General features: G+C 72.8%; 14 protein-coding genes. 7 read left to right on the forward strand and 7 right to left on the reverse strand.

Going from position 1 to position 16461, the window contains the following annotated elements; translation table 11 throughout:
- Window positions 1–4 precede the first annotated feature (4 nt).
- Genes N5I75_RS19020 through N5I75_RS19040 form a run of 5 tightly spaced genes read left to right on the forward strand, consistent with a single transcriptional unit; the run spans window position 5 to window position 5990 of the window.
- Window positions 5–1885, forward strand: a complete 1881-nt coding sequence (locus N5I75_RS19020; RefSeq protein ID WP_476679546.1) for an acetyl/propionyl/methylcrotonyl-CoA carboxylase subunit alpha — start codon at window positions 5–7, stop codon at window positions 1883–1885.
- A complete protein-coding gene (locus tag N5I75_RS19025) occupies window positions 1882–3048 on the forward strand; it encodes an acyl-CoA dehydrogenase family protein (RefSeq protein ID WP_476679049.1) in 1167 nt (388 codons plus the stop codon). The genes N5I75_RS19020 and N5I75_RS19025 overlap by 4 nt, the downstream gene beginning before the upstream one ends.
- A gap of 40 nt (window positions 3049–3088) precedes the next feature.
- Window positions 3089–4669 (forward strand): 4-coumarate--CoA ligase family protein, encoded by a 1581-nt coding sequence (locus tag N5I75_RS19030; protein WP_476679051.1) that lies wholly within the window; start codon window positions 3089–3091, stop codon window positions 4667–4669.
- Entirely contained in the window at window positions 4669–5421 is a 753-nt protein-coding gene (locus tag N5I75_RS19035; protein ID WP_476679053.1) for an enoyl-CoA hydratase family protein, read from the forward strand. Before N5I75_RS19030 ends, N5I75_RS19035 begins: the two co-directional genes overlap by 1 nt.
- Window positions 5409–5990, forward strand: coding sequence for a TetR/AcrR family transcriptional regulator (locus N5I75_RS19040; RefSeq protein ID WP_476679055.1), 582 nt, complete (start codon window positions 5409–5411; stop codon window positions 5988–5990). Before N5I75_RS19035 ends, N5I75_RS19040 begins: the two co-directional genes overlap by 13 nt.
- Before the next feature lie 302 nt (window positions 5991–6292).
- Here the strand turns inward: N5I75_RS19040 and N5I75_RS19045 are convergent, their stop codons facing one another.
- Window positions 6293–7399 (reverse strand): citrate synthase 2, encoded by a 1107-nt coding sequence (locus N5I75_RS19045; protein ID WP_476679057.1) that lies wholly within the window; start codon window positions 7397–7399, stop codon window positions 6293–6295.
- A gap of 277 nt (window positions 7400–7676) precedes the next feature.
- On the opposite strand from N5I75_RS19045, the gene pdxH reads away from it, so the two are divergent.
- The gene (gene pdxH, locus N5I75_RS19050; protein WP_476679547.1) at window positions 7677–8381 is read left to right on the forward strand and encodes a pyridoxamine 5'-phosphate oxidase; all 705 of its coding nucleotides are present in this window, start codon (window positions 7677–7679) and stop codon (window positions 8379–8381) included.
- 28 nt (window positions 8382–8409) lie between these two features.
- Here pdxH and N5I75_RS19055 read toward each other — a convergent pair whose 3' ends face one another.
- Together N5I75_RS19055 and N5I75_RS19060 are read right to left on the reverse strand one after the other, a co-directional pair.
- Window positions 8410–9273 carry an alpha/beta fold hydrolase gene (locus tag N5I75_RS19055; RefSeq protein ID WP_476679059.1) on the reverse strand — a complete coding sequence of 288 codons (864 nt, stop codon included), beginning with the start codon at window positions 9271–9273 and terminating at the stop codon, window positions 8410–8412.
- A gap of 536 nt (window positions 9274–9809) precedes the next feature.
- Window positions 9810–10502 (reverse strand): iron-dependent transcriptional repressor DtxR, encoded by a 693-nt coding sequence (locus N5I75_RS19060; protein WP_398207621.1) that lies wholly within the window; start codon window positions 10500–10502, stop codon window positions 9810–9812.
- Between the two features lie 265 nt (window positions 10503–10767).
- On the opposite strand from N5I75_RS19060, the gene N5I75_RS19065 reads away from it, so the two are divergent.
- Window positions 10768–11532 carry an SIS domain-containing protein gene (locus N5I75_RS19065; RefSeq protein WP_476679061.1) on the forward strand — a complete coding sequence of 255 codons (765 nt, stop codon included), beginning with the start codon at window positions 10768–10770 and terminating at the stop codon, window positions 11530–11532.
- A 19-nt stretch (window positions 11533–11551) separates the two neighbouring features.
- Here the strand turns inward: N5I75_RS19065 and N5I75_RS19070 are convergent, their stop codons facing one another.
- From N5I75_RS19070 to N5I75_RS19085, 4 genes are all read right to left on the reverse strand, one after another.
- A complete protein-coding gene (locus N5I75_RS19070) occupies window positions 11552–12940 on the reverse strand; it encodes a PAS domain-containing protein (protein ID WP_476679063.1) in 1389 nt (462 codons plus the stop codon).
- 132 nt (window positions 12941–13072) lie between these two features.
- The gene (locus N5I75_RS19075; protein WP_476679065.1) at window positions 13073–13705 is read right to left on the reverse strand and encodes a class I SAM-dependent methyltransferase; all 633 of its coding nucleotides are present in this window, start codon (window positions 13703–13705) and stop codon (window positions 13073–13075) included.
- A 321-nt stretch (window positions 13706–14026) separates the two neighbouring features.
- Entirely contained in the window at window positions 14027–15652 is a 1626-nt protein-coding gene (locus tag N5I75_RS19080) for a transporter (RefSeq protein WP_476679067.1), read from the reverse strand.
- On the reverse strand, window positions 15649–16431 hold the full coding sequence (locus N5I75_RS19085; protein WP_476679069.1) for an ABC transporter ATP-binding protein: 783 nt from the start codon (window positions 16429–16431) through the stop codon (window positions 15649–15651). The genes N5I75_RS19080 and N5I75_RS19085 overlap by 4 nt, the downstream gene beginning before the upstream one ends.
- Window positions 16432–16461: the final 30 nt, after the last annotated feature.

A 16461-nucleotide genomic window follows, 5' to 3' on the forward strand; every position in this document is an offset into this window, starting at 1 on the left:
TCCAATGATCTCCTCCGTACTGGTCGCCAACCGTGGCGAAATCGCCTGCCGCGTCTTCCGCACCTGCCGTGACCTGGGCATCCGTACCGTCGCCGTGCACTCGGACCCGGACGCCGACGCCCTCCACGTCCGGGAGGCGGACCTCGCCGTCCGCCTCCCGGGCGCCACTCCCGCCGACACCTACCTCCGCGCCGACCTCGTCGTGAAGGCCGCCCTCGACGCGGGCGCCGACGCCGTCCACCCCGGCTACGGCTTCCTCTCCGAGAACGCCGCGTTCGCGCGCGCCGTCACCGACGCCGGGCTCGTCTGGATCGGACCGCCGCCCGAGGCGATCGAGGCGATGGCGTCCAAGACGCGCGCCAAGGAGCTGATGGGCATCGCGCCGCTCGGCGAGGTCACGGAGGCCGACCTGCCCGTTCTCGTGAAGGCGGCCGCCGGTGGTGGCGGGCGCGGGATGAGGGTCGTACGCGAACTGGGGGACCTGAAGGCCGAGTTGGAGGCTGCCCGCGCCGAAGCCCTCTCCGCCTTCGGTGACGGCGAGGTGTTCGTCGAGCCGTACGTCGAGGGCGGACGCCACGTCGAGGTGCAGGTCCTCGCCGACGCGCACGGCACCGTGTGGACGCTCGGCACCCGCGACTGCTCGCTCCAGCGACGGCACCAGAAGGTGATCGAGGAGGCGCCCGCTCCGGGGTTGTCGCCGCAGGTCACGGCGCACGTGTACGAGCTGGCCGAGCGCGCCGTACGGGCCACGGGCTACATCGGTGCCGGAACCGTCGAGTTCCTCGTGGCGGACGACGGCACCGCGCACTTCCTGGAGATGAACACCCGCCTCCAGGTCGAACACCCGGTGACGGAGGCCGTGTTCGGGGTCGACCTCGTCGCGCTGCAACTGGCGGTCGCCGAGGGCGACGCGCTCGACCCCGAGCCGCCCGCCCCGCGCGGCCACGCCGTCGAGGCCCGCCTGTACGCCGAGGACCCGGCCGCCGCCTTCGCGCCGCAGACCGGCACCCTGCACCGCCTGGCCGTACCGGCGGGCGTGCGCCTCGACACCGGGTACACCGACGGCGACACCATCGGCGTCCACTACGACGCCATGCTCGCCAAGGCCGTCGCACACGCGCCGACCCGCGCCGCCGCCGTCCGCGCCCTCGCCGGAGCCCTGGAACGCGCCGAGGTGCACGGCCCGGTCACCAACCGCGACCTGCTCGTACGGTCCCTGCGCCACCCCGAGTTCACCGGCGCCCGCATGGACACCGGGTTCTACGGGCGGCACCTCGCCGACCTGACGGCCCCGGACCCGGACCCGTACGCCCCGCTCGCCGCCGCCCTGGCCACGGCTCCCCGCCACCGCTTCGGCGGCTTCCGCAACGTGCCCTCGCAGCCCCAGCTCAAGCGCTACCGCACCGAACCCGACGGCGCCGAGCACGAGGTCCGCTACCGCCACACCCGCGCCGGGCTCGAAGCCGACGGCGTACGCGTCGTGCACGCCGCCCCCGGCCGTGTCGTCCTCGAAGTCGGCGGCGTGCGGCGCACGTACGCGGTCGCGTCGTACGGCGGCGACCGCGTGTACGTGAACGGCGCCGCCCTCACCGCCCTGCCCCGCTTCACCGACCCCAGCGCGCAACGCGCCCCGGGCTCCCTGCTCGCGCCGATGCCCGGCACCGTCGTCCGCGTCGCCGACGGGCTCGCCGAGGGGGCGGCCGTCACCGCCGGACAGCCCCTGATCTGGCTGGAGGCGATGAAGATGGAGCACCGCATCGCCGCCCCCGCCACCGGAACGCTCACCGCTCTGCACGCCGCCGTCGGCCGCCAGGTCGAGGTCGGCGCTCTGCTCGCCGTGGTCCAGGCCCAGGCCGAGGCCGTAGTCCAGGAGGAAGCGTCGTGAACAGCCCCGTCCTTGAGACCGAAGAGCACCAGGCGCTGCGCGCCGCCGTCGCCGCGCTCGGCAAGCGGTTCGGCCGCGACTACATGAACAGGGTCACCGCCGCCCAGGGCCACCCCGAGGAGCTGTGGGCCGAGGCCGCCAAACTCGGCTACCTCGGCGTGAACCTGCCCGAGGAGTACGGCGGCGGGGGCGGCGGCATCAGCGAACTCTCCATCGTCCTGGAGGAGCTGGGCGCGGCCGGGTCGCCGCTGCTCATGATGGTCGTCTCACCCGCCATCTGCGGCACCGTCATCGCCCGCTTCGGCACCGACGAGCAGAAGCGTGCCTGGCTGCCGGGGCTCGCCGACGGCAGCCGCACCATGGCGTTCGGCATCACGGAGCCCGACGCCGGTTCGAACTCGCACCGCATCACCACCACCGCCCGCAAGGACGACGACGGCTCCTGGGTCCTCACCGGCCGCAAGGTCTTCATATCCGGCGTCGACATCGCCGACGCGACGCTCATCGTGGGCCGCACCTCCGACGCCCGTACGGGAAAGCTCAAGCCCTGCCTCTTCATCGTCGAGCGCGACACCCCCGGCTTCCAGCGGCGGCAGATCGACATGGAACTGCAAGCCCCGGAGAAGCAGTTCGAGCTGACCCTCGACGAGGTGCGGCTGCCCCCGGAGGCTCTCGTGGGTGACGAGGACGCGGGGCTGCTCCAGTTGTTCGCCGGGCTCAACCCGGAGCGCGTGATGACGGCCGCGTTCGCCATCGGCATGGGCCGCTACGCGCTGCGCCGCGCCGTCGAGTACGCCAACGAACGCACCGTGTGGAAGGCCCCGATCGGCGCCCACCAGGCCATCGCCCACCCGCTCGCCCAGGTCCACATCGAGCTGGAGCTGGCCCGCCTGATGATGCAGAAAGCGGCCCGCCTGTACGACGCGGGCGACGACCTCGGCGCGGGCGAGGCCGCCAACATGGCCAAGTACGCCGCCGCCGAGGCCTGCGTACGCGCCGTCGACCAGGCCGTCCACACGCTCGGCGGCAACGGCCTGACCCGCGAGTTCGGCCTCGCCTCGCTCATCACCGGCTCACGCGTGGCCCGGATCGCGCCCGTGAGCCGCGAAATGATCCTCAACTACGTGTCCCACCAGAGCCTGGGACTGCCCAAGTCGTACTGAGCCGCCCATCTCCGTCTCTCTCAATGGCGAGGAGTTCAGCATGGTGCACAGGAGTGCGTACGACGACGTGGCCGTCGTCGACCAGGCCATCCACGACGCCGTGCTCGGGGGCGCCGCCGCCCGGGGCGACACCCCGGCCCTCGTCGACGGGGTGGCCGGCACGACGCTCACGTACGCCCAGGTCGACCAGTTCCACCGCAAGATCGCCGCAGGGCTCGCGGAGGCGGGCGTGCGCAAGGGGGACATCGTCGCCCTGCACAGCCCCAACACGGTCGCCTACCCGGTGGCCTTCTACGCGGCCACGCGCGCGGGCGCCGCCGTGACGACGGTGCACCCGCTGGCCACGCCCGACGAGTTCGCCAAGCAGCTACGGGACTCCGCCGCGTCCTGGATCGTCACCGTCACCCCGCTCCTCGACGCGGCCCGCGCCGCCGCCGAACTCGCGGGCGGCGTACGGGAGATCTTCGTCTGCGACCCGGCGGGGGAGTCCGGCCACCGCTCGCTCCTCGACATGCTCGGCACGGACGCGCCCGACCCCGCCGTCACCCTCGACCCGGCCGAGGACGTGGCGGCGCTGCCCTACTCCTCCGGCACCACCGGCGTCCCCAAGGGCGTCATGCTCACCCACCGCAACATCGCCACCAACCTCTCCCAGCTCGAACCCCTCATCCCGATGGGCCCCGGCGAACGCATCCTCGCCGTCCTCCCCTTCTTCCACATCTACGGCCTGACCGCGCTCATGAACGCCCCGCTGCGGCAGGGCGCGACCGTGGTCGTCCTCCCGCGCTTCGAGCTCGACACGTTCCTCGCCGCGATCGAGAAGCACCGCATCAGCGCGCTCTACGTGGCCCCGCCCATCGTCCTGGCCCTCGCCAAGCACCCGGCCGTGGAGGGCTACGACCTCTCCTCGCTCCGCTACATCATCAGCGCGGCGGCGCCCCTGGACGCCGAACTCGCCCTGGCCTGCTCGCGCCGGCTCGGCCTGCCGCCCGTCGGCCAGGCGTACGGCATGACGGAGCTCTCGCCCGGCACCCACGTCGTCCCGCTGAACGCCGAGGACGCACCGCCCGGCACCGTCGGCAGACTCATCGCCTCCACCGAGATGCGGCTGCTCTCCCTCGACGACCCGGCGAAGGACGCGGCGCCCGGCGAACCCGGAGAGGTCCTCATCCGGGGCCCGCAGGTCATGAAGGGCTACCTGGGGCGCCCGCAGGCCACCGTCGACATGATCGACCGCGACGGCTGGCTGCACACGGGCGACGTCGGCCACGTGGACGCGGATGGCTGGCTCTTCATCGTCGACCGGGTGAAGGAGCTGATCAAGTACAAGGGCTTCCAGGTCGCCCCCGCCGAATTGGAGGCGCTCCTGCTCACCCACGACGGCATCGCGGACGCGGCCGTCATCGGGGTGACCGACGAGGACGGGAACGAGGTCCCGAAGGCGTTCGTCGTCCGCAACGACAAGGGGCTCGGCGACAAGGCGCTCACCGCCGAGGACGTGACGGCGTACGTCGCCGAACGCGTCGCCCCCTACAAGAAGGTCCGCCGCGTCGCCTTCATCGACGACGTGCCGCGCGCGGCGTCGGGCAAGATCCTGCGCCGCGAGCTGAGGGAGGGCTAGTGCCGACGGCGAACCTGGTGCGGACGGCGCACGAGCGCGGCGTCACGACCCTCACGCTCGACTCACCGGGCAACCGCAACGCGCTGTCGGCGGGGCTGGTGGGCGAGCTGGCGGGCTCTTTGCGGGAGGCCGAGGCGGACGGTGACGTACGGGCCGTGGTCCTGACCCACACAGGCAACACCTTCTGCGCGGGCGCGGACCTGCGCGACCCGCCGGACCCGGACGCGCTGGTCGGGCTCCTGCGGCAGATCGTCGAACTGCGCAAACCGGTGGTGGCGCGGGTGGACGGGCACGTGCGGGCGGGCGGGCTCGGGCTGCTCGGCGCGTGCGACATCTCGGTCGCCTCGCAGGCCTCCACCTTCGCCTTCACCGAGGTCCGCATCGGGGTCGCGCCCGCCGTGATCTCCCTGCCGCTGCTGCCCCGGGTCGACCCGCGCGCGGTCGCCCGGTACTACCTGACGGGGGAGAGGTTCGGCGCGGCGGAGGCGGCGCGCATGGGGCTGGTGACGGTGGCGGCGCCGGCCGGGTCGGACGCGGACGAGGCCCTCGCCCCCGTCCTGGCGGGGCTGCGCAAGGCGTCCCCCCAGGGGCTGGCCGAGACGAAGGCCCTGCTCACCGTTAAGGTCTTGGAAACCTTCGACCGGGACGCCGAGTCCCTGACGGCACTGTCGGCGCGGCTGTTCGGCTCGCCCCAGGCCCGCGAAGGGATGACCGCCTTTCTCGAACGACGGGACCCCGCATGGGTGTGGTGACCCCACCGAAGCAGGACCGCTCGCGCGCGACCCGGCAGAAGCTGCTCGAGTCGGCCGTGGCGTGCCTCGCCGCGCACGGCTGGTCCGGCTCGACCGTCTCCGTCGTCGCCGAGCACGCCGGGGTCTCGCGCGGCGCCGCCCAGCACCACTTCCCCACCCGGGAGGACCTGTTCACCGCGGCGGTCGAGTACGTCGCGGAGGAACGGTCCACGGCTCTGCGCGGGCTGCGTCCGCAGGGGCGGGCGGAGGCGGTCGCGGCGCTGGTCGATCTCTACACCGGGCCGTTGTTCCGGGCGGCGCTGCACCTGTGGGTGGCGGCGTCCAACGAGCCCGCGCTGGGCGAGCGGGTCGCGGAGCTCGAGGCGCGGGTCGGCCGGGAGACGCACCGGATCGCTGTCCGCCTCCTCGACGCGGACGAGTCGGTTCCCGGGGTGCGGGAAGTGGTCCAGGGCCTGCTGGACATGGCCCGCGGCCTGGGCCTGGCCCACCTCCTGACGAACGACACCGCGCGCCGCGCCAGGGTCGTGGGGGAATGGACCGCAATCGTGGACCGGACGCTCTCGCCGTAGCCCTCGCGGCAGCGACAACGCGCGACACCATCGTGGTTGCTCGCGCAGTTCCCCGCGCCCCTGGAATGCGCACTGCGTGCGCCATCTCAGGGGCCCATGGGGCTGCGGCGCAGCCGCATGCTCCAGGGGCGCGGGGAACTGCGCGAGCAACCACGACGCGACCGGCACTCGAAGGCGGCGCGACGGGGGCAGACGCTCAGGGGCGCGGGGAACTGCGCGACCAGCCACGACGGTCCCGCAGCCGACAACCGAGGGGACAGACCCCACCCGCCCGCGCCCCGCGCACCCCGCGCACCCCCGCGCTACTCCGAGATACCCGCGTACCCGGAAATGTCCCGAGGCGACCGAACCCCCGGCCCCACATACCGCGCCGAGGGACGAACAAGCCGCCCCGTCCGCTTCTGCTCAAGAATGTGCGCACTCCACCCGGCAGTCCGCGCACACGTGAACATCGACGTGAACATGTGCGCCGGCACCTCAGCGAAGTCAAGAACGATCGCCGCCCAGAACTCCACGTTGGTGGCGAGCACACGATCGGGCCGCCGAGCGTGCAGCTCAGCGAGCGCCGCCTTCTCCAGCGCCTCGGCGACCTCGAAGCGCGGCGCACCCAGTTCACGGGCGGTCCTGCGGAGCACCCGCGCACGAGGATCCTCGGCCCGGTACACCCGGTGCCCGAACCCCATGAGCCGCTCACCCTTGTCCAGCGCCTTGCGGACGAACCCCTCCGCGTCCCCGGTCCGCTCGATCTCCTCGATCATCCCGAGCACCCGCGACGGCGCCCCGCCGTGCAACGGCCCGGACATGGCCCCCACGGCCCCGGACAGCGCGGCAGCGACATCCGCCCCGGTGGAGGCGATCACCCGCGCCGTGAACGTGGACGCGTTCATCCCGTGCTCGGCGGCGCTGGTCCAGTACGCGTCGACGGCCGCGACATGCTTCGGGTCGGGCTCCCCGCGCCACCGGATCATGAACCGCTCGACGACCGACTCCGCCTTGTCGATCTCGCTCTGCGGCACCATAGCGACCCCTTGCCCGCGCGCGGACTGGGCGACGTAGGAGAGGGCCATGACGGCGGCACGGGCGAGGTCGTCGCGGGCCTGCGCCTCGTCGATGTCGAGCAGCGGTTTGAGGCCCCAGACGGGCGCGAGCATGGCGAGCGCGGACTGCACGTCCACCCGGATGTCACCGGAGTGGACGGGGATGGGGAACGGCTCGGCCGGCGGCAGCCCGGGGTCGAAGGCGCCGTCGACGAGCAGCCCCCAGACGTTCCCGAACGACACATGGCCGACGAGATCCTCGATGTCGACGCCCCGGTACCGCAGGGCGCCGCCCTCCTTGTCCGGTTCGGCGATCTCCGTCTCGAACGCGACGATTCCTTCGAGGCCAGGTACAAAGCCGGGGTCGGACATGAGGCGGCTCCTCTGCATACGTGGGCTGCTACAGCGTGAACGTGGACGTGTGCGACGTGTGCGACGTGTGCGGCGAACAGGACGGTGCGGACTGTGCTGGCTACTCTGCTCCTCCGAGGCGTCGGATGCGCGGCCGCTGAGGCTCGCGCTCCGGGTCGGTAACCCCGTGATGCCCCGTGAACCGCGGCGTCACTCGGCCCCTGGACGATAACCCTCAGTGCCACGATTGGCGAGAGTCGGCGGCACTGAGTGCCATGTCTCACCCCCGGGGTGTCCGCTGCGGCAGGATGACGCTGTGAACGCCCACGACGCCGATGGTTACCGCGCCCCCGACCCCGCCGCCATGCGCAGGCAGTACCGCCCGGACGACGGCGGCCTCCTGGAGTCCGATCTCGCTCCGCACCCCATGGAACAGTTCACGCGCTGGTTCAAGCAGGCGGCGTCCCCCGGCGCCCTGTCGGCCGAGCCGAACGCGATGGTGGTCTCCACCGCCGACGACCGGGGCCGCCCCAGCTCCCGTACGGTCCTGCTGAAGTCCTACGACGACGACGGCTTCGTCTTCTACACCAACTACGGCTCCCGCAAGGCCCGCGACCTGGCCGCGAACCCGCACATCGCGCTGGTCTTCCCCTGGCACCCGATGTACCGCCAGGTCCTCGTCACCGGCACCGCCGCCCGTACGTCGCGGGAGGAGACGGCCGCGTACTTCCACTCCCGGCCGCACGGCTCCCAGCTCGGCGCCTGGGCCAGCGCACAGTCGACCGTCCTCGCCGACCGGTCCGAACTCGACGCCTCGTACGCCGAGTTGACCCGCCGCTACCCGCCGGGCGCGGAGATCCCGGTGCCGCCGCACTGGGGCGGCTTCCGTGTCACCCCGACGGAGGTCGAGTTCTGGCAGGGCCGCGAGAACCGGCTCCACGACCGCCTGCGGTACGTCGCCACCGGGGACGGCGCCTGGCGTGTCGAACGCCTGAGCCCGTGAGCGAGCGGGGTCCGGGCCGGGCCCGGACTCACAACTCCGCGAGGACCCCGTCCAGGAACGGCTCGATCGCCGTGCGCCACGCCTCGGGCTGGTCGTAGTGGACGAGATGGCCCGCGTCGGCCACCTCCGCGTACTGTCCGCGCGGCAGCACCCGGACCATCTCCTGCGCCTCGGCCCGCCCCAGCTCCCCGTCGAGCCCGCGCACGACGAGCGCCGGGCACTGCACGGCGGCCAGCTCCTCCCAGTGCGCGTCGTACACCCACGTCGAGCGGGCCTCCAGCATCTGGCGGCGGGAGAACACCGGCCGCCAGCCGTCGGGGGTCTCCGTCATCACCTCGGCGTAGAACTCCCCGCGCGCCGGGTTCGGCCGCTCCACCCACGGATCGTCCTCGCCGAACCACTTTCGTACGTCGGCGAGCGTGGAGAACGGCAGCGGCCACGCCTTGAACCAGTCCTCCCACTCGCGCTGGGAGGCGGCGCCGAGCGCGGAGGCCCGCATGTCGCAGATGACGAGGCCGCGGACGAGGTCGGGGCGGCGGGCGGCGAGCTGCCACGCGGTCAGCGCGCCCATCGAGTGCCCGATGAGCACGGCGGGCTCAAGACCGAGCTGGACGAGCGCCGCCTCCGCGTCGAGGACGTACGCCTCCCGGTCGTACGGGCCCTGCGGCGGCTTGTCGCTCTGCCCGTGGCCGCGCTGGTCGAGGGCGACCGCCCGGTGCCGCTCGGCGAGCCAGCGCGCGGTACCCGCCCAATGGGACGCCCGCCCCATTAAGCCGTGCAGCAGCAGGACCCCCGGTGTGCGCACGCCGTTGCCCGGCTTGGGCGGGTCGGCGAACTCCCAAGCGGCCAGACGGGCCCCGCCCGCCCCGGTCACGTCGATGCGCTGCGCCATAGGCCCTGGCACCCCCTTGTGGTCGCGCCTGCGGTCGCGTACCCGTGCACGCTATCGAACATTGTTTCGAAAGCGCGGTGCTGTCCATGAAGCGGCGGGGCAACACCCCTCGTTTGAGTGACGTCGCTCAAGGAATGACCTGCGTCGCCGAGGGGATCTTTCCCTCGGGAGGCGGACCGCTCGGGGATGAGGGTCCGAAGGGGATGACCCTGGGAGCTCGGGGCTCCGGGTCAGCACAGGGGAGGACAGGCCCCGGCGCCGCAAGGCGCCGGGGCCCTCGCTTTCTCGTGCACCCCGCACTGCCCGAACCCGTCGCGCGCCGAACGGCAGGTCCATACCAGGCCCCCTCCGGTCATATGCCTCACGCGACAGCCTTGCACGCCCGCCGTCCCGCCGCTGCGATTCCGCACAGTGAATCTTGTTTTCTGCGCGCGAGCGCCGCGGCGGGCGCCGCACGTGCGGCGACGCTTCAACCACCCGCTCCCGCGCGCCCGTTGACGCACGGCCCGGAGAGCCCGGAACCCGGCGCTCCGGCCTCAGCGCTTGGCGACGAAGACGTGCGAGGCGATGTCCGAGGCCAGCTCCGCCGCCTCGCCGCTGCTCCCCACCAGGACCCCGCCCGGCGACTGCGTCACGCTGACCACCGAACCCGGCTGCACACCCGCCCGCCGCAGCGTGTACATCAGCTGCGCGTCCGTCTGGATCGGCTCACCGATCCGGCGTACGACGACCGTCTTGCCGTCCCCGCCCGCGTCCAGATCCGCCAGCGAGACCATGCCCTCGTCCAGGAACGGGTCCGCCCCGTCCTTCTCGCCCAGCTCCTCCAGGCCCGGGATCGGGTTCCCGTACGGCGACTCCGTCGGGTGACGGAGGAGTTCGAGGACGCGCCGCTCCACGGCCTCGCTCATCACGTGCTCCCACCGGCAGGCCTCCGCGTGCACCTGCTCCCACTCCAGGCCGATCACATCGACCAGGAGACACTCGGCGAGCCGGTGCTTGCGCATCACGCGCGTGGCCAGGCGGCGCCCCTCGTCGGTCAGCTCCAGGTGCCGGTCGGCGGCGACGGCCACCAGGCCGTCCCGCTCCATGCGGGCCACGGTCTGGCTCACCGTCGGGCCGCTCTGGTCGAGCCGCTCGGCGATCCGGGCGCGCATGGGGACCACACCTTCCTCTTCGAGCTCGAGGATGGTGCGGAGGTACATCTCCGTGGTGTCGATCAGTCCGGACATACGTGCCCCTCGTGTAGCTTCCTGCTCCGCGTGCGGCCCCGCTGGTCGCCACGGCGCTCCTGCGCTCGGGCCGTGCCCACGGATCTCCGCCCTCGCAGGGGGAATCGTCAGCAGGGCCCCGCCCTCCCCTCAATTCTGACGCATACCGCTGACAACCGTCCCGCACCAGGGAAACGGCGGCCCCGCGGGCCCTGGGACGTATTGACACGACACTGGTCCAGACCGCACCGTGATCCGCGACACCACGACTCAAGGGGTTACGCCGATGCGCGAGAGCAAGCCGGCCACGCAGTACCTCGACGCCGCGATCGGCCTGCTCCAGCGGGTCCGCGACGAGGAGACGGAGAACATCGCCGCCGCCGGCACCCTCCTCGCCGACACCGTCGTCGCCGGGGGCCGCCTCTTCGCCTTCGGCGCCGGACACTCCTCGCTCGCCGCCCAGGACGTCGTCTACCGCGCGGGCAGCCTCGCCCTGATGAACCTGCTCGCCGTCCCCGGCGCCGTCGGCGTCGACGTCATGCCCGCCACGCTCGGCTCCGCCCTGGAGCGGGTCGACGGCCTCGCCGCCGCCGTCCTCGACTCCAGCCCCGCCACCGCGGGCGACGCGCTCGTCATCATTTCCCTCTCCGGGCGCAACGCCCTCCCCGTCGAGATGGCCATGAACGCCCGCGCCCTCGGCCTCAAGGTCATCGGCGTCACCTCCCTCGCCTACGCGAGCGGGCCCGACGCCCCGACATCACGCCACGCCTCCGGCACCTACCTGCGCGACCACTGCGACATCGTCCTGGACTCCAAGATCGACGTCGGCGACGCGGAACTCGGCCACGAGGGCGTCGACGCGCCCTTCGCCTCCGCCTCCACCGTCACCACCAGCGCCCTCATGCAGGCCACCCTCGCCACCTGCGCCACCACCCTCGCCGAACGCGGCATCCAGCCGCCCCTGCTCCGCTCGGGCAACGTGGACGGCGGCCACGCCTGGAACGCCAAGGTCTTCGCGGAGTACCGGGACCGCATCTTCTACCAGCACTGAGCCCCGCCGGCGGGCGCCTTCAGGAGGCCCCCGGGCCCTCCGCCGCCAGCAGCGCCAGGTCCACCGCGGCGGCGATCCGCACCGCCACGCTCTCCGCGTACATCGCGTCCCCCCGCTCGAAACCCGCCCGGCTCGTGCCCCGCAGGAACGTCACCACGCCCAGCGTCCGGCCCCGGCTGCGCAGCGCCGAGCAGAGCGCGTACACCGAATCCTCCGGCCATTGCCGCGCCGCGGCCCAGCGCGCCGCGCCCGCCCCGTCGGGGTCGGGCGCCGCGGCCCGCACCGAACCGGCCCGGTCCACGCACTGCAACGCCGGGTGCCCCTCCCCGTACCGCACCGGCACTGTGCTCCGCGTCGCAAGGAGCGTCGCCCCGGGCGCGCCCGACGGCGTCACCGCCGCCCGCACGAGCCGCAACGGCTCCTCGCCCACCACCAGATCTATCACCGCGTGGTCCGCGAACCCGGCCAGCGCGAAGTCCAGCTGCACGGTGGCCGCCTCGCCCGGATCCTCGCACTCGGCCGCGGCCCGCGCCGCCCGGTGCAACTGGTGCGCCCGGAAACGCAGTTGCGCGGCCTCCTGCTCGATGAGCTTGGCCTCGGTCACGTCCTGGAACAGCCACCCGACCCCGAGCGGCACCGGCTCCTCGGCCAGCGGCGACGCGAGCCGCACGAACCCGCTCCGCCAGCACCTGCGCTCCTGCCGCGCCCCCTCCTCACCGGGCAGCCGCAGGGTTACCCACACCTCCGTCGGAGGCGGCGGCACCCCTTCCGACAGGACGTGGGTGAGCGCGCTCTCCAGCTCCTCCACACCCTGGGCGATCAGATCACCGAGGGGCCGTCCGAGCAGCGCCGTACGGCCGGAACCGAGCGCCTTCGCGGCGTGCGCGTTCACCACGGCGGGCCGCAGATCGGCGTCGACCAGGACCACACCCCACACCGCGTCCTCGAACAGCGCCTCGCTGAGCGCGATGGACCGCTCCAGATCGATCTGCGCGTGCACCTCGCTGAAGGCGCAGTACACCCCGGCGGGCTTCCCGTCGGCGCCCCGCACGACAGCGGACTGCGTCCGTACGAGGACGCGCCCGCCGTCCTTGGTGACCAGCGCGAACTCGTTCACCTGCCGCCCCGGCGCGTGCATGGCGGCCAGCAGCCGCTCCTGCACCTCGTCGGCGTCGGCGGGCCGCACGGCCCACCCCGAGAAGCCGGTCCGGCCCACGGCCTCCGCCGCCGACCAGCCCAGAATGCGCTCGGCCTCCCGGTTCCAATGGGTCACGACCCCGTCGGCGTCGAAGGCGCAGAGCGCGGCGTCCATCCCGTCCAGCAACGCGGCCAGCAGATCGGCCCCGTCCCGCTCGGGCTCGTCGGGCCCGAGCGCGTCGGTGGTCCCACTACGCCGGGAAGCACTCACCTGGCACCCCCTGCAGGCTGTGTGTACTGCTCCAGATCATTCAACTCGAACGTGACGCATCCCACACGGAGTTCGGTCAACTTCGCGAAATCCCGTGAGCACACTCCACCAGCATGCCCGGTCCCGCGCGCTTCAGTTCCGGCGGGCCAGCAAGTGGGCGTCGAGAAACCCGCGCTCGGACGCCGGATCATGCACAAGCCGGGCGAACGGCTCGACCCCGGCCCCCACCAGCAACTCGGCGAACCGCTCGACGGGCCAGCTGAAAGCGGGAGCCACCTTGTGCGCGAAGGGCACGGCTTCCCCGCTCCCCTCCACGGCGAAGAACGACACCAACAGCAACCCGCCGGGGGCCAGCACCCGCACCAGCTCCCCGAGCAGCGCGGGCACCTCCGCGGGCGGCGTATGGATCACGGAGTAATGCGCGAGGACCCCGCCGAACGCCCCGTCCGCCACCGGCAGGTCCTCCATCCGCCCCACCTCGAACCGCACCCCGGGCTCGGCCCGCCGCGCGTACTCCACCATCCCCGCCGAAAGATCGAACCCGACGGCCTCGACCCCCATCTCCCGCAGCAGCCCGGTCACATGCCCCGGCCCGCACCCCACATCGGCGACCGGCCCCACCCCGGCCTTCCGCACCAGCTCGGCGAACGTGGACACCATCCCGCGCGAGAACGGCTGATCCTCCAGCCGCCCCCCGAACAACGACGCGTACACCTCGACGACCCCGTCGTACCCGGCCCTGGTCCGCTCCTGCTGCTCGGTCATGGGCGGGAAGCTAGCAGCCGAACTCCAAGGTCTCGAAAAACCGGTTGAAGCGTGGAGAGGGTCTTCTTAAGGTGGGTGGTACACGAGAAGGGAGGTGGTTCGGCAGATGTATGAATACCGGACGCGTGAGGTGACTGCGGGCTAGCGGCCCGACGTCGCATCTCGAATTCGGCGCCGGACCAGCGCGTGTGTTGTGCGTGCAGCCGGCCCTATTCCCAAGCAGTCACCCGACCCGCGAGCCGCCGGTACGTCCGGCCGGCTTCCGACCGTCTCGTACGGGAGGAACCATGGCTCGCGGGTCGTCTGCGTCTGCCGCAGGACCTAGCCCTTGCTCACCGCCGTCAGGATCTCCGGGAGGCGGGCCGCCGTGCGGGGGGCCGCCAGGCGCAGGCCCAGGTAGGTGGCCGCCGCGCCGTAGGCCGCTCCGACGGGGAGCAGGGTCCAGGTCCAGGGGTCGGCGCCCGTGGCGTGGAGCGTGATCGTGAGGGCCAGGACGGGGGCGCAGAGGAGGGCCGCCGCCACCATGCCGCCGAAGATCCCTATCCAGGCCAGGCCCGCCTGACCGGGGGCCACGTTCTTGTAGCCCTCCTGCGGGATGGAGTACGGGAAGCGGGCCGAGGACCAGGCGCCCGTCGCGAGCATCGCGCCGAGCAGCGCGAAGGAGAGGCCCAGGACCTCGGGGAGGTCGGCCCAAGCGCCGAGCATCGCCGTCGTGAGGACGGTGACCAGGGTCGCGTAGGGGAGCGTGATCAGGAGGAGGGCCAGGGTTCTGGCGCGGAGTTCCTCGTAGGCGTCGCGCGGGGTGGAGATCGTCATCGCGACCGTCCAGAACGCCGACGTGTCCTGCCCGAACTGGTTGTACATCTGGATGCCGAGCATTCCGGCGGCGAAGCAGGCGAAGTAGACGGAGCCGGTGCCCTGGAGCGCGTTGAAGACCGGCACGATCAGACCGATGGCCAGGGACGTCACCCAGGCCGCCTTCGTCTTCGGGTCGCGCCAGATGTAGCGCAGGCCGCGTTCCATGACCGCGCCCGTGCGGCCCTCGGGGAGCAGGCGGCGGCGCGGGGCGGATGTGCGGCGGTCGCGGCGGGTGGGCTCCGCGGCCTGGAGTGTCGAGCCGTCGGGGGCCGTCATCAGGCGGGTCAGGGCCCGCCGCCAGACGACCAGGAGGGCCAGGAATCCGGCCGCCGTCAGGAGCAGGCGCGCCGCCGCCACCGCGTACGCGCCCCGCTCCGCCGCCTCCACCGCGCCCATCGCCGACGCCGGGGGGATCCAGTGCAGCACCCGCGCGACCGGGTCAAGGGCACCCACTCCGCCTGCCGAACTCAGCCTCTGCGCGCCGAAGTTCACGAGCTGTGCGCCGATCGCCACGACGAGTCCGCTGAGGACCGCCAGGTCGCGGCCCCTGCGGCTGGTCAGGAGGCGGATGTTCGCGGCGGCCACGGCGCGGGCCAGCGCGACGCAGGTGAGGACCGTGAGGGGAGCCGCGAGCACCGCTACGACCGTGGAGGCCGGGTCGCCCGCTGCCGCGTACGCCGCTCCCGCCGCCAGGGTGAGTGTGAACAGCGGGCCGATGCCGACCAGGGACGCCACGAGCAGGCCCCGTACGAGCTGGTCCGGGTGGAGGGGGAGCATCACCAGGCGCGTCGGGTCGAGGGTCTCGTCGCCGCTCGGGAAGAAGAGGGGGAACACCGCCCAGCCGAGCGCGAGCACGGCCGTGAGCAGCGTGGCGACGGTGGCCGCGTGCGCGCTGCCGTGGAGGAGGATCAGGCCGAGGAGCTGGAGCGCCGCGACGAGCAGGACGGCGACGGCCGAGGCGATCCAGGCCGCGCGGCGCCCGGCGGACTGGCGCAGGCCGTTGCGGAGCAGCGCGAGTTTGAGCTGGACGAGGACGCGGGTCAGCGAGGGGCGACGAGCCGGTTCCCGTACGAGGGCGGGGCTCGTCATCGCTTGCCGCCCAGCCAGTCCAGGGAGGTGCCGTCGTCGCGGCCGCTCGCTCCGACCAGGGTGAGGAAGGCCTCCTGGAGGGAGCGTGCCTCGCCCTGCACCTCGGCCAGCGGGCCCTGTGCGCGGATGCGGCCCGCGGCCATCACGGCGACCCAGTCGCACAGCGACTCGACCAGCTCCATGACGTGGGAGGAGAAGACGACGGTCGCGCCGCCCCGGGTGAAGCGTTCCAGGACGCCGCGGATGGTCTGCGCGGAGACCGGGTCGACGCCCTCGAACGGTTCGTCCAGGAAGAGGACCTCGGGGTTGTGGAGCAGGGCCGCGGCGAGCCCGATCTTCTTGCGCATGCCGGTCGAGTAGTCGACGACGAGTTTGTGCTGGGCCTGCGCGAGGTCGAGCACGTCCAGGAGCTGGGCCGCGCGTTTGTCGACCTCCGCGCCGGGCAGTCCGCGCAAGCGGCCCGTGTAGGCGAGGAGTTCGCGCCCCGAGAGGCGTTCGAAGAGGCGCAGGCCCTCGGGCAGAACACCGATCCTGGCCTTGACCTCGGCGGGGTCGGCCCACACGTCGTGCCCGGCGACGTGCACGGTGCCGCGGTCGGGGCGCAGCAGCCCGGTGACCATGGAGAGCGTGGTGGTCTTGCCTGCCCCGTTCGGTCCGACGAGCCCGATGAACCGGCCCGCCGGGAGCGTGAGTTCGATCCCGGCGACGGCGGTCTGCTGTCCGAAGGACTTCCAGAGGTCGTGGACGCGTACGGCTGCGGTCTCCTCGGCGGAGGTCACCTGGGGGCGCTCCCTTCGTCGGCGTACGTC

The sequence above is a fragment of the Streptomyces sp. R818 genome (assembly GCF_056172735.1).